This is a genomic window from Cellvibrio sp. KY-YJ-3, assembly GCF_008806955.1.
Classification (GTDB): Bacteria; Pseudomonadota; Gammaproteobacteria; order Pseudomonadales; family Cellvibrionaceae; genus Cellvibrio.
The window spans coordinates 1,475,067-1,487,372 of sequence record NZ_CP031727.1; the positions used below are offsets into that span (position 1 = coordinate 1,475,067).

At 48.2% G+C, this 12,306-nt stretch carries 12 protein-coding genes and 1 pseudogene; 6 read left to right on the forward strand and 7 right to left on the reverse strand.

Going from position 1 to position 12,306, the window contains the following annotated elements; translation table 11 throughout:
* Positions 1-6: 6 nt before the first annotated feature.
* The 4 genes and pseudogenes from D0B88_RS06170 to D0B88_RS06185 form a co-directional block, all read right to left on the reverse strand.
* Positions 7-870: pseudogene (locus D0B88_RS06170) on the reverse strand (IS3 family transposase); the annotation flags it as partial.
* Positions 870-1,178 (reverse strand): transposase, encoded by a 309-nt coding sequence (locus tag D0B88_RS06175; protein ID WP_007646377.1) that lies wholly within the window; start codon positions 1,176-1,178, stop codon positions 870-872. The gene D0B88_RS06175 and the pseudogene D0B88_RS06170, both read right to left, overlap by 1 nt.
* Positions 1,179-1,377: 199 nt before the next feature.
* Positions 1,378-2,070, reverse strand: a complete 693-nt coding sequence (locus D0B88_RS06180; RefSeq protein WP_151055913.1) for a DUF4386 domain-containing protein — start codon at positions 2,068-2,070, stop codon at positions 1,378-1,380.
* 194 nt (positions 2,071-2,264) lie between these two features.
* The gene (locus D0B88_RS06185; RefSeq protein WP_151055915.1) at positions 2,265-2,633 is read right to left on the reverse strand and encodes a hypothetical protein; all 369 of its coding nucleotides are present in this window, start codon (positions 2,631-2,633) and stop codon (positions 2,265-2,267) included.
* A 662-nt stretch (positions 2,634-3,295) separates the two neighbouring features.
* On the opposite strand from D0B88_RS06185, the gene ahpC reads away from it, so the two are divergent.
* Complete coding sequence (gene ahpC, locus D0B88_RS06190; RefSeq protein ID WP_094984558.1) at positions 3,296-3,859, forward strand: alkyl hydroperoxide reductase subunit C; 564 nt, start codon at positions 3,296-3,298, stop codon at positions 3,857-3,859.
* A gap of 150 nt (positions 3,860-4,009) precedes the next feature.
* Positions 4,010-5,575 carry an alkyl hydroperoxide reductase subunit F gene (gene ahpF / locus D0B88_RS06195; RefSeq protein ID WP_151055917.1) on the forward strand — a complete coding sequence of 522 codons (1,566 nt, stop codon included), beginning with the start codon at positions 4,010-4,012 and terminating at the stop codon, positions 5,573-5,575.
* A gap of 103 nt (positions 5,576-5,678) precedes the next feature.
* Here ahpF and D0B88_RS06200 read toward each other — a convergent pair whose 3' ends face one another.
* Both D0B88_RS06200 and D0B88_RS06205 read right to left on the reverse strand, forming a co-directional pair.
* Positions 5,679-7,253 carry an ATP-binding protein gene (locus D0B88_RS06200; protein ID WP_151055919.1) on the reverse strand — a complete coding sequence of 525 codons (1,575 nt, stop codon included), beginning with the start codon at positions 7,251-7,253 and terminating at the stop codon, positions 5,679-5,681.
* Positions 7,254-8,231: an ABC transporter substrate-binding protein gene (locus tag D0B88_RS06205; RefSeq protein WP_151055921.1), complete on the reverse strand. Its 978-nt coding sequence runs from the start codon at positions 8,229-8,231 to the stop codon at positions 7,254-7,256.
* Here D0B88_RS06205 and D0B88_RS06210 point away from each other — a divergent pair.
* Positions 8,230-8,424, forward strand: a complete 195-nt coding sequence (locus D0B88_RS06210; RefSeq protein ID WP_040393344.1) for a hypothetical protein — start codon at positions 8,230-8,232, stop codon at positions 8,422-8,424. The two genes, D0B88_RS06205 and D0B88_RS06210, sit on opposite strands and share 2 nt — an antisense overlap.
* Before the next feature lie 37 nt (positions 8,425-8,461).
* The gene (gene gdhA / locus D0B88_RS06215; RefSeq protein WP_151055923.1) at positions 8,462-9,808 is read left to right on the forward strand and encodes an NADP-specific glutamate dehydrogenase; all 1,347 of its coding nucleotides are present in this window, start codon (positions 8,462-8,464) and stop codon (positions 9,806-9,808) included.
* Between the two features lie 37 nt (positions 9,809-9,845).
* Here the strand turns inward: gdhA and D0B88_RS06220 are convergent, their stop codons facing one another.
* Positions 9,846-10,499 carry an alpha/beta hydrolase gene (locus tag D0B88_RS06220; protein ID WP_225318559.1) on the reverse strand — a complete coding sequence of 218 codons (654 nt, stop codon included), beginning with the start codon at positions 10,497-10,499 and terminating at the stop codon, positions 9,846-9,848.
* A gap of 233 nt (positions 10,500-10,732) precedes the next feature.
* Here D0B88_RS06220 and D0B88_RS06225 point away from each other — a divergent pair, with 233 nt between their 5' ends.
* Together D0B88_RS06225 and D0B88_RS06230 are read left to right on the forward strand one after the other, a co-directional pair.
* Positions 10,733-10,909 carry a YezD family protein gene (locus D0B88_RS06225; protein ID WP_151055925.1) on the forward strand — a complete coding sequence of 59 codons (177 nt, stop codon included), beginning with the start codon at positions 10,733-10,735 and terminating at the stop codon, positions 10,907-10,909.
* A gap of 84 nt (positions 10,910-10,993) precedes the next feature.
* Positions 10,994-12,244, forward strand: a complete 1,251-nt coding sequence (locus tag D0B88_RS06230; protein ID WP_151055927.1) for a porin — start codon at positions 10,994-10,996, stop codon at positions 12,242-12,244.
* Positions 12,245-12,306 lie beyond the last annotated feature (62 nt).

Genomic DNA, 12,306 nt, shown 5'->3' on the forward strand with positions numbered 1-12,306 from the left:
CCCTAACTATGCAGCCAAGGCTGTCATTCGTTCAAACTCTGCTGGTGCAACATAACCAATACTGGAATGCCTGCGTAAGCGGTTATAAAAAATTTCTATGTATTCAAAGATACTCGATCTGGCATCTTCAATCGAGTGGAATTGCCGGGTATAAATCAACTCAACCTTCAGGCGACTGAAGAAGGACTCCATCGGCGCATTGTCCCAACAGTTCCCTTTGCGACTCATACTCGGAATGGCGTCATGACACCGCATAAAGTCAATATATTTTTGGGCACGATACTGGACACCTCGATCAGAGTGAATGATTAGCCCAGGTTTGACATCCCGGCGTTCAAATGCCATACGTAATGCATCAGTAATCAGCGCCTCCGTCATGCTGGTATCCAGCGACCAACCAACAATACTGCGCGAGTACAAATCCATCACTGCCGCCAGATAGAGCCACTGTTTTTCAACCCAGATATACGTAATATCCGTTGTCCATTTCTCATTGGGTTTGCTCGCACCGAAGCGACGCCAGAGTAAATTCTCCGATACATTATGCATCGTCAACGCATGGCTTCCATAATTAAATGCTTTCCCGTTGTGGGCCTTTAAACCTTGTAATTTCAGCACATTGGCAACAAAGTTAACTGAACAAGGCTGACCTATTGCATGCAACTCTTTAGCGATTCGCGGTGCACCATAGCGCGCCTTGTAAGTCGCATAAGTATCAATTATCTGGCGTTCACGGCATTCCCGTTGCAGTTGTCGTTGACTCTTTTCCCGATCAATCCAGCGATAATAACCACTGCGAGAGACAGACAGCACACGACACATCAGCGATACAGGAAAAGTCTCCCAGTGCTCACGAATTAACGCGTACTTTACTCGTGCTGGTTCGCAAAGTACGCAGCTGCCTTTTTTAAGAAGGCTAGCTCTTTTTCCAGTTCTGCGTTTCTTCGTTTTAGCTGACGTAACTCATCACTTTCATTTTTTGAATAATCAACACCAGCAATAGAATTAAATTGTTTTTCAGAAAGGCGGGTAAACTGACGGCGCCAGTTATAGATCTGTTGTGCGCTAATTCCAAGATCGCGGGCAACAGATGCAGTAGTGTTACCTTCCTTCTCTGCACGTTTAACTGCTTCACGGCGAAACTCTTCGGTGTAAGCTTGTGTTTTCTTGCGTGCCATAATGAGCACCTCCATATAGGATTTTCTAACTATACAGGGTGTCTACAGTTGGTGGGTAACTCGGGAACATAACGCCGAGCTAAGCGGCAGGTTTTAAGTTGTGATTTTGTGATAAAAATTTGCGCAGCAAATTCACAAAAGCGCGACTTAAAAACTGTCCAGCAACCAAAGGTTGCGATGCTTGAGCGACTTGTTAGCACTATTTTTTTAGCGTAATACCCTTAGTAACCAACCAAACACCAACAGTTAATTCAAATAGAGCTCCCGGAAGCATAATTAATTGAACTTCACGAGGAAGATCTGGAATGGCTAATTTGACCAAGGTGTATAACATCATGCTTGAGTAGGTAACGAACCCCCAAAAACACCAAGCCTTTGGAATAGACATGTGCTTATAAAACAAATAAAAGGTTAAATTTCCTGCAACTCCCATAAAAATAAAAGATAGTTCATAGGCTGGCATTCTTAAGCTAGAAAAAGCCAACAACATTTGCCTTAGCTGCTCATGTTCGAATGCAGAAGATAAATGAAGTTTAACTGTTAAGGCTAGCATCGCCATACTCGCGATCACTGCGACACACCCCAAAATGACTTCAGCCAGTCTAAAACCTAACGTAACAAATGCTAATGGTTTGTTTAGTGGTTTTAACACAATAAAAAATGCAATCGACGCTATTAGTGTGAAGATAAACATTAAGATTTCGGCGGCAATACCAAGACGAAATCCTAAGCTTGAAACAAAATAGCCGCTGGTAGCTATGTCATCCAGCTCAGACAAGTTGGTATTTAAAAAGAAGTTTTTGGCTGCGCCAAATAATGTAAAAACGACATAAGAAAAACCGGCAATTTTAGCGTACTTATATTGCGTCGAATGTTGATTTTCAATGGTCATATAATTTCCTCGAGGTTTTAGCTTTTAAGTAGTAACTGTAGATATGACCTAGCAAAGCTAACGTTGCGATAAACGGTGGTTTTTAAGTTGCACTTTTGCCGTAAAATGTAGCGAAGCGGAATGGCAAAAGAGCAACTTAAAAATCCATCCGTTTGATTGCTTTGTTAGGTGCCTAGCTCTTCTATTTGATAGTATTAATTTGATTCCTCTTGTTTTTTTCGCAGTGCAGTAAGTTCGGTATTTAAATTGTATAGTCTTTTGTTTCTTTCTCGTTTTTTGTTTCTATACATCAAGGATTGTTTTGTGGCATAAACAGTGATAAAGCAAAGAAAGACCGCAAGTGCAGCCTCTATTAAAATAACCGAAGGTGGCCCTTCTTTTATAATCTTGTTGATTAGTAAAAACGAACCTAGAGTGACTAACGCAGCACATAGTTTATAGGCGAGAGAAACGTTTAATAGAACTGCCGCAAATGTGGTTTTCCCAGATTTATGCTGATTTAGTGCAATTCGACGAAGTCGAAAAGATATTGACGACAATTTTCTTTTAATGAATTTAACCATCTATTACCTTATCCATTCCAATGTGGTGGTAAAAATACACCTAACAGTTTATTAAATTGCACCAACTATATAACCCACAGAACGTTATTCCAACTAATTTGGTGTGGTGCTGTATAACTCCAAAAGTAGATGAATCTTCATTCGATTTAGTTCGCGCTAAATCAAAGGGTTAACTGTCACTCCGAATTAATTATGGAGTTATACAGCACAAACAATCTCAATTAGTTACTGCGCTCATTTGGCTGACTGTCCGTTTTGGACACACAGCCAATCTTAAAACCTGTTGCGGTTCGTAAACTCACCAGCAACCTACGGGCACACTGCTACCTTTTAAATCCATCGCTATTTACAAATTCAGCCCGCTAATTTGCCCTCAGGGCAATGGCGTGAAATTGATTAGATACCATAGCGTTATGCTGTGCCAGTCGGTATTACGGTGCATTACTTTATTGACCACCGGAAGGGAAGCCATTGCTTGCGACCGGAGAGCGGGTTTCTATATTTAATAGCATTTTGGTATTGGTGTATTTGTATCGATAGGTTTTGTAAATGGCCTGTATGGCCACATACAATTAGCCCCATGGCGTTTAACTCCCTAATCTGCACCCCGTTGAAGCAATTAACCCACGGGCGTAGCCCATATAGATCTAGGAGTGTGACTCATGGCAACTATCAATTCAGAAATCAAACCTTTCAGTGCCCAAGCTTATCATCAGGGCAAATTTGTTCATCTGACCGAAGCTGACGTTAAAGGCAAATGGGCAGTGGTGTTTTTCTACCCAGCCGACTTCACCTTTGTGTGCCCCACAGAATTGGGCGATTTAGCGGATAACTACGCTGAATTCCAAAAAATGGGCGTAGAGATTTACTCCGTATCGACCGATACCCATTTCACCCACAAAGCGTGGCACGACAGTTCTGAAACCATCGGCAAAATCCAATACCCAATGATTGGCGACCCAACCGGGACTATCACTCGCAATTTCGGTGTGATGATTGAAGAAGCGGGTTTGGCTGATCGCGGTACGTTTGTGATTGACCCGCAGGGCAAGATCCAAATTATCGAAGTTAACGCCGGCGGTATTGGTCGCGATGCATCTGAACTGTTGCGCAAAGTAAAAGCCGCGCAATACGTTGCAGCGCACCCAGGTGAAGTGTGCCCGGCGAAATGGAAAGAAGGTGAAGCGACTCTGGCTCCATCACTCGATTTGGTTGGCAAGATCTAACGCTAATTCATTCGTCACTCCTGCGAACGCAGGAGTCCAGCTGGTTTTATGGATACCCGCGTTCGCGGGCATGACGACAGATAAAAAAGATGCGCAAAAAAAGCTCGCTCACAAGGCGGGCTTTCACAAAAAAATCCCACGGAGACGACCATGTTAGACGCCGCGATCAAAGGCCAACTCACTGCCTACCTTGAAAAACTGCAAGCGCCTATCGAACTGATAGCGAGCTTGGACTCCAGTGCCAAAAGCACCGAAATGTTAAGCCTGTTGGAAGAGATTACGACGCTCTCCAATAAAGTCAGCCTGCGTCAAAATGGCAACGCAACATTAACGCCTTCATTTTATATTGGCGCTGTGGGTTCCAGTGCGCGCATTCAATTTGCGGGCATTCCGATGGGCCATGAATTTACTTCTTTAGTGTTGGCATTGCTGCACAGCGGTGGTCATCCGCCCAAAGTGGATGCAAAAACCATCGAACAAATTAAAGTGATAGATACACCATTGCATTTTGAAGTGTTTGTATCGCTCTCTTGTCACAACTGTCCAGATGTGGTGCAGGCCGTAAATTTAATGGCCGCGTTAAATCCCAAAATTACTGCCACCATGATCGACGGTGCATTGTTTCAACAAGAAGTTGATGCACGCAAAATCATGGCGGTGCCCACGGTATTTGTTAACGGCGACCACTTCGGTCAAGGCCGTATGACGCTGGAAGAAATTATCGCCAAAGTGGATACCGGTGCGGCTGAGCGCGATGCAAAAGCGCTGAGCGAACGCGCGCCTTATGATGTATTGGTTATCGGCGGTGGCCCAGCCGGTGCAGCGGCGGCAATTTATTCCGCGCGCAAAGGTATTCGCACCGGTGTGGTTGCCGAGCGTTTTGGCGGTCAGGTACTGGATACTGTATCGATAGAAAACTTTATTTCGGTGAAAGAAACCGAAGGCCCGAAATTGGCGATGGCCTTGGAACAACATGTGAAAGAATACGACGTGGATGTAATGAATTTACAAAAAGCGGCGCAGGTTATTCCTGGTGATAATCCCGGTGATTTGATTGAAGTAAAACTCGCCAGCGGTGCGAGTTTAAAAAGCAAAAGTATTATTCTCGCCACCGGTGCACGCTGGCGTGAAATGAATGTATCGGGCGAGCAGGAATATCGCGGTAAAGGCGTTGCCTACTGCCCACATTGCGACGGCCCATTATTTAAAGGTAAACGCGTCGCGGTAATCGGTGGCGGCAACTCCGGTGTGGAAGCGGCAATTGATTTGGCCGGTATAGTCGCCCATGTCACCCTGATCGAATTCGATTCAAAATTGCGCGCCGACGCGGTATTGCAACGTAAATTATTCAGCTTGCCCAACGTGACGGTGATCACTGAGGCTATGACCACCGAAGTGATCGGCAACGGCGAAAAAGTTACCGGGCTTAAATACAAAAGCCGCAATACCGATGAAATCGCTACCGTAGAGTTGGAGGGTATTTTTGTCCAAATCGGTTTGCTGCCCAATACCGATTTCTTAAAAGGCACTGTGCAGCTGACCAATCGCGGTGAAATTGACATTAATGCGCGCGGTGAAACTTCAGTGCCCGGTGTATTTGCTGCCGGTGATTGCACCAACGTGCCCTACAAGCAGATTATTATTGCCATGGGCGCAGGCGCTACCGCATCGCTCGGTGCGTTTGATCATTTGATTCGCACAAGCGCGCCGGCGTAATGGTTGTTGAAAAAAATCTGGCGATAATCCCTGTGCACTAACAATATCGAATAAAAAAACGCGCGATCAGTGATGGTCGCGCGTTTTTTATTGGCCATTTAACTCATATTAAAGTCGGCAAACTAAACCAAAAGACACTGCCGCCATCGGGCGTTTTTTCATAGCCAACATCGCCGCCTAGGGCGCGGGAGATGCGTTTGACAATAGACAAACCCAAGCCGTGACCGTCGGCGGATTTGTGTTCAAACTGCACAAATAAATCAAATAACTGCTGTTGCTCCAATTCGCTGAGGCCGGGGCCAAAATCTTTTACCCAGCATTTAACTGTACCGTTGTCCATGACAGTGGCGCCGAGTTGAATTTGCGGTGCGGTGCCGCCGTACTTGAGGGCGTTGGATAAATAATTCACCCAAATTTCCTCCACCCATTGCGCCTGGCCGAGCGCTTGCGGCCAGTCGCTGGCGAATTCAATGCGCGCGTGATTTTTTTCAATCAGCGGTTCCAGCCGGCTGCAGGCTTCTTCGGCAATGCTGCGAATATCCAGCGGCAGCAGGCGCACTTGTTCCGTTTTGCGCAGGCTGGCAAGCAGTAGCAGGGAGTCGATAATCGCTTGCATTTTTTGCGCCGAGCGCTGCAAGCCCAGCAGCAAATCGCGCTTTTTGGTTTCGGCTAAATTAATGCCAATACCTACTGCGCTGAGCATGGCGGCGCTTGCAGCCATAGTGGTGAGCGGTTGTTTTAAATCGTGGGCGACTGTGTGGGCGTAGGCATCCAGCTCGTAATTTTGCTCCAGCAGTGCGGCGGATTGTTGTTCCAGAATTTGCGTTTTTTCTTCCAGCGCGAGGGTTTTTTCCTCCAATGCCTGAGTGCGTTGGGCAACTAGTTCTTCGAGTTTTTCGCGGTGTAGACGCAACTCTTCCATTAGTCGCGTGCGATTATCCAGGTCGTCGCGAATACGAATACGCATTTGGTTGATGGCTTCCACCACGGTATCCAACTCGTCCGCCTGATGCAGTTTATGGCGCGCGAGTATGAGCGGTTGCTCCAGGTTGGTGAGATCCAAATGCCGGGCGTAGTGCGCCATTTTTTCCAAGTGACGGCTCACCCACCAGTGAATAATAAACAGTACAAACACAGCGCTCAGGAGCAGGCTGGAAAGGGTGGTGATGGCAATGCTCTGCGCGGTTCGAATGAGATCGGCAGTAATACGGTTATCCATCAGCGACACATTTAATTGGCCGAGTAAAAAATTTTCGCCGTTATCTTCAAAGTGTACTGGCAGTGCAATCTGCGCTAAGGGTTGTTGAAAATCGGGGTGACGCTTTTCCCAGCGGTTGCCTATGTCATCCTGCAATGTCACCTCGCCCACGTCAGCTAATTCGGCGATGCCTTTTACTAAGGCGGCGATGCGCGGCTCATCCACCGACCACATGGCGGCGGCTAACAGTGGCAGGTAATTGCGCTCTATATCCTGCGCGCGCAAGCGGGTTTCCTGCAGTGCATTTTGATAGGCGCTGTAAATTTGCAGGCTGGAAATAATCACTGCGAACAGCAACGTGCTGAGCAGCACGGTGGATACAATCCGCAGCCCCAACCCCTGCGGACGACGGCGTGTTTTGTGTGGTGCAGGAGGGTTAGTGTGATGGCTGGCCTGATGCGGCGGAACAGCTAAGGGCATTCAAAAACCTCGTGTGGTGTCGTACCACAAAGCGGGATTGTCGAGCGGCGTTTCCGCCGGTAGCAGTGGGTTTTCCAAACGGACAATTTCGCGTTTATCCAATTCCATGCGTTTGATGCTCTCGCCAAAGTGCTGCAGAAATAATGCGCGCATGCTGCCGTCTTCCATCGCCATGATTAAACCGCGTTGAATGGCATCGGCCAGCTCGGGGCGCTGTTTGTTAACAAAGTAGTAAACCGGTGCGGGGTAGTAAAGCACCCAGCGCGGTGCTATCGCCAGCGGAATTTGCGCTTGGGTTTTTATCTCCGGCAACACCTCGGTAATGGCGCGGGGAAAATAGGCAATGCGCCCCCGCTGCAACATATAAAACAGGCCCTGATAGTTGGTGGTGGGCGTAATTTTAAAACCGTTGTGGCGCAGAATTTGGTAATCCGGCCAATCCTGCTCTTGTCCACTGCGCAAATTTTTTAATTCGTCGAGGCTGAGCGAGGCAAACAAGTCGCGGTGCTCGGGGTTAATTAATAGTAGCCGCCAACCTAATAAGCCGCGATCAATAGGAATACGAATGGGCAGCAAGCGCTGCTCGCGTTCGGGGGTGGTGAGTGTCCAGGTGATATCCAGTTCGCGCCCCAGTTCTACATGGCGCAGGGTGCGCGATTGCGCCATGTCATGGCGTGCGGCTTTGGGTTGGTAATCGCCCCCCGCTTTAGCCAGCGCCAGTTTGAGCAGCGCGACCGGATAGTGGCCGCGTTCATCCAAAATACGTGATTCTGCCCAGGAGTAGACCACCGTTTCTGTCGCGCGGACAGGCATTGCCAGCAGCATTAGCAGTGCCAGTAGGGCAATTCCATCATGGGCAAGGCTCCCTGCAAGGCAATTAAACGGCAGGCGCAGCATAAACAGCTCGTAGGCAAATCGGGCAGATTGGGACGTCTCCCAGAGGCAGATGCGAAGCAGGTGGGCAGTGGGAATATTCATGAGTATAGACGTTTTTCGCGCCAGCCAAACGGCGCCAATGCGGATTTTATCGCGCCTGAAAACGGCGTTGACTAGGGGTAACTTTGCCTTTAACACTGATGCGCTTAACACTGTTTTGCACCGTTTTGGTTCATTTGCGGTTGACTACTGCCAGTCGATGGGGGAAATTGAGGCCGGTGGTGCATTGGTGTAATGCATTGTTACCTACTATTTCTGTCAGGGCGATGTCGATGAGTGATGTAAACGTAAGGTTAGAGCAAATATTCCAGCAGGTGGTGCGTCGTAATCAGGGCGAACTGGAGTTTCATCAAGCGGTAAAGGAGGTGGTTGAAACCCTTGGCCCGGTACTGGTGAAACACCCTGAATATGCACAGCATAAAATCATCGAGCGAATTTGTGAGCCTGAGCGCCAAATCATCTTCCGGGTGCCCTGGCAGGACGACAAGGGCGAGGTGCAAATTAACCGTGGTTTTCGCGTCGGTTTTAATAGCGCACTCGGCCCCTATAAAGGCGGCTTGCGTTTTCACCCATCGGTTTCGTTGGGCACGATTAAATTTTTAGGTTTTGAACAAACCTTTAAAAATGCGCTCTCGGGCATGCCAATCGGCGGTGCCAAAGGCGGTGCTGATTTTGACCCCAAAGGCAGATCCGATGGCGAAGTGATGCGCTTTTGCCAGAGTTTCATGACCGAACTCTATCGCCATATTGGTGAACTGACGGATGTACCCGCCGGTGACATTGGGGTAGGTGGGCGCGAGATCGGCTATTTATTTGGCCAATACAAACGCATCACCAATCGCTACGAGTCCGGTGTGTTAACGGGTAAAAGCCCGAGCTGGGGCGGCGCGCTGGTGCGCCGCGAAGCAACGGGTTACGGCGCGGTATTTTTTGCGGAAGAAATGTTGAAAACCCATGGTGAATCCATTGAAGGCAAAACCTGTGTGGTCTCTGGCTCGGGTAACGTAGCCATTTATGCGATTGAAAAATTACAACAGTTGGGTGCCAAGGTTGTTGCGTGTTCTGACTCAAACGGGGTGATTTATGATCGCAAAGGCATTGACCTCGCGCTGCTAAAACAGTTGAAAGAAGTGAAGCGCTTGCGCGTGAGCGAATATGTAAAATCCCATCAGGATGCGCAATACATAGAGAACGGCAATATTTGGGATATTCCCTGCCAAGTGGCATTTCCCTGCGCGACACAAAATGAATTGAATGAAGCCTCGGCAACCATGTTGGTAGCCAATGGCCTGATGGCGTTGAGTGAAGGCGCGAATATGCCGGTGACGCCTGGCGGGATTAAAGTGCTGCAAACGGCGGGTGTTTCCTATGCGCCGGGCAAAGCGGCCAATGCTGGTGGTGTGGCAACCTCGGCGTTGGAGATGCAACAAAACGCCAGCCGCGATACCTGGTCTTTTGAGTACACCGAAGAGCGTCTGCATAAAATCATGTGCAATATCCATCGCGATTGTTATGAAACTGCCAAAGAATATGGGCACGCCGGCAACTATGTGGTCGGTGCTAATATCGCTGGTTTCCGCCGCGTTGCCGAAGCGATGGTGGCATTTGGTATCATTTAATTAACGGTTAGTAAAACTAAAAATCGCGCCCGTTTTATTACGCGGCGCGATTTTTTTTGCCGGCGAATAATACCTGATGCTGTGCTTTTATCGTTTTGCGCAGCAAACCGTGTAATTCATGAATCCCCTGTTGCCACACACCTAATGCGGAGTCGCTATTAATATGCCCGACGTTTTTAATCCGCAAAAAATCCGCGCCCCAGAGTAATGCCCAATAGGCCGCCTTGGCTTCTGTCAACCAAGGGTCATTGCTGCTGGCAATCACTTTAGTGGGCACCGCGAGCGAGTGCTGTGGTAATTGTTGGGCAATATGAAATTTGTCTGGGTCTGCCGGTGCCACTAAAAACAGTGCCGCAATTTTGTCCGGAAATTCCGCCGCAATACTGGCGCTCGCCAAGGTGCCAAAACTGTGGGCAATAATCAGCGCCGGTTTGTTGAGCTTGCTGAGTTCAGCGCGAATGCCTGCTTTCCATGCTTCCAAATTCGGCGTATCCCAATTATCCAGCGCGATACGTTTGCTGTGTGGCAATTGTGCTTGCCACAAACTTTGCCAGTGTTGTTCATCGCTATTGCGCAAGCCGGGCACAATGATGACCGGAAAAGTTTCCAGTTGATGCGGCAAGTGCAGTACCGGGCGCTGCCTTGTAGCGCTGGTGGTATCGCTGAAGGTATGGCTGATATTTGTAGTCACCTTGGGGCTCCGCTGCGAATAGCATTGATTGATGCGCGCAGCTTAGTGGCAGCGGCAGCATTTTAAAAAGAACCAATTTTTATGTGCTTATGCTTAAAAATTGCAGTGGTGAACAGTTATAAGCTAATAGAAAAACGGTATTTTTGATTTTAAAAATATCTGAATACTATGGCGCCGTCGCTGGGCACTTAGGGTTTTATAAGTCGTCCGGTTTTTTATTATGAGGCTCTGTTATGGCAAACCATCATGCTGAGCCTGTCACTATCGCGGACGATGTGCTGGAAGAAATAAAAGATCAACTGGCACAAATTCAATACGGCTCATTGGAAATTCAAATTCACAATGGCCAGGTAGTGCAGCTCGAACGACGTGAAAAAAAGCGCTGGGATAAAAGTGTCCACACTAAATAAATTTGGCGTTTCTATTAATTATTAAACACACAAAATTCCACTGACCGGACCACCGGAAGTGATATGTAAAATCTGGAGATTAGCATGTCATTTCAAAAATCGTGGTCGGTTGCTCGATCACTTGTTTCAAAAAAAGCCTTTCAACGCAATCTATTGACCACCGCTGTCGGTATTGCATTATCGGCCAATGCATTTGCCGGTTTTCCAACGCTCTACGGCAAGGTGTATTTAACCGCTGGCCAGTATGATCTGGAAAAAAATGATTTTTCTCTCACAGCTCCTGGCGCCACAACTTACCGCCATATTGGCGCAACCGGTATTGCCACAGAGTTGGATACCTTTGTGTTGGAAAGCACCGGTTCGCGCTTGGGTGTGCAGGGCGACTTTGATGCAAATGCCGAGGTGCAGGTTTTTTACCGTGTGGAATACGGTATTGATGTGGATAACGGCACCAACAGCAATGGCCGCGAATTAACCCAGCGCAATATTTTTGCCGGTATCCGTGGCGATTGGGGTTCGCTGCTCGCCGGTAAAAATGACACCCCGCTAAAAACCCTGCAAACCAATAGCGTACTGCGTAGCGACATCGATCGTTTTAATGACGCACCCCTGGCCGATATAGGTTCTTACCTCGTCGGTGAAAATCGCCCCGACAATGTTATCCAATACGCCTCGCCCATTTTGCTGGGTGGTTTGGAAGTGAACATCGCCGCGATTCAAGCGGAAGAAACCGGTGTGGAAGTGAGCCCAACCAATGCGCAGGACGATAATGGTTTTGCCTCGGGGCAATCGGTGTCGGTGGTTTACGGCAAATCCAAATGGTTTGTCGGCGCCGCGTTTGATCGCAATGTAGTGACCAGCGATGTGTTCCGCGCATTGGGTGAAGTGTCACTGGGCCCGGTAAAACTCGCGGCGATTTACCAAACCGCAGAGCGTCATGAAGACGTTGATTTACTCGGTGGTTTCTCTACGTTTGTCGGCACCAATGGCACCAATCTCGGTGCACAAAATGGATTGAATCCGCTCTCAGAATGGGACGGCGCTACAGGCAATGCCTACAAAGAACAAGATGGTTATGTACTTAACGCGCTGTGGAAAATTGCCGGCCCCTGGAGCGCACGGGTGCAATACGGCCACTCCACCAGCACTCCCACCAATGATAGCTACAGCGATGTCGACGCCGATGCGTTAGCCGTTGGTGTGGATTACAACTTCAATTCGGCAACGCGTGTGTTTGGTTATTACGCAAGTTTGGAAGCGGAAGGTGATGCCCAAATCAGCACCAAGGCGACCACGGATAGCACCTTTGCACTGGGTCTGGATTTCCGTTTTTAACAACGTTGGATTTAAAAACGATGCATACCTGCGTTCGCAGGTATGACGCCACCTTATTTCTT

Coding starts and splice junctions, on each gene's coding strand:
- D0B88_RS06175 (WP_007646377.1), bottom strand. CDS start 1,178: ATGGCACGCAAGAAAACACAAGCTTACACCGAAGAGTTTCGCCGTGAA.
- D0B88_RS06180 (WP_151055913.1), bottom strand. CDS start 2,070: ATGACCATTGAAAATCAACATTCGACGCAATATAAGTACGCTAAAATT.
- D0B88_RS06185 (WP_151055915.1), bottom strand. CDS start 2,633: ATGGTTAAATTCATTAAAAGAAAATTGTCGTCAATATCTTTTCGACTT.
- ahpC (WP_094984558.1), top strand. CDS start 3,296: ATGGCAACTATCAATTCAGAAATCAAACCTTTCAGTGCCCAAGCTTAT.
- ahpF (WP_151055917.1), top strand. CDS start 4,010: ATGTTAGACGCCGCGATCAAAGGCCAACTCACTGCCTACCTTGAAAAA.
- D0B88_RS06200 (WP_151055919.1), bottom strand. CDS start 7,253: ATGCCCTTAGCTGTTCCGCCGCATCAGGCCAGCCATCACACTAACCCT.
- D0B88_RS06210 (WP_040393344.1), top strand. CDS start 8,230: ATGAGTATAGACGTTTTTCGCGCCAGCCAAACGGCGCCAATGCGGATT.
- D0B88_RS06205 (WP_151055921.1), bottom strand. CDS start 8,231: ATGAATATTCCCACTGCCCACCTGCTTCGCATCTGCCTCTGGGAGACG.
- gdhA (WP_151055923.1), top strand. CDS start 8,462: ATGAGTGATGTAAACGTAAGGTTAGAGCAAATATTCCAGCAGGTGGTG.
- D0B88_RS06225 (WP_151055925.1), top strand. CDS start 10,733: ATGGCAAACCATCATGCTGAGCCTGTCACTATCGCGGACGATGTGCTG.
- D0B88_RS06230 (WP_151055927.1), top strand. CDS start 10,994: ATGTCATTTCAAAAATCGTGGTCGGTTGCTCGATCACTTGTTTCAAAA.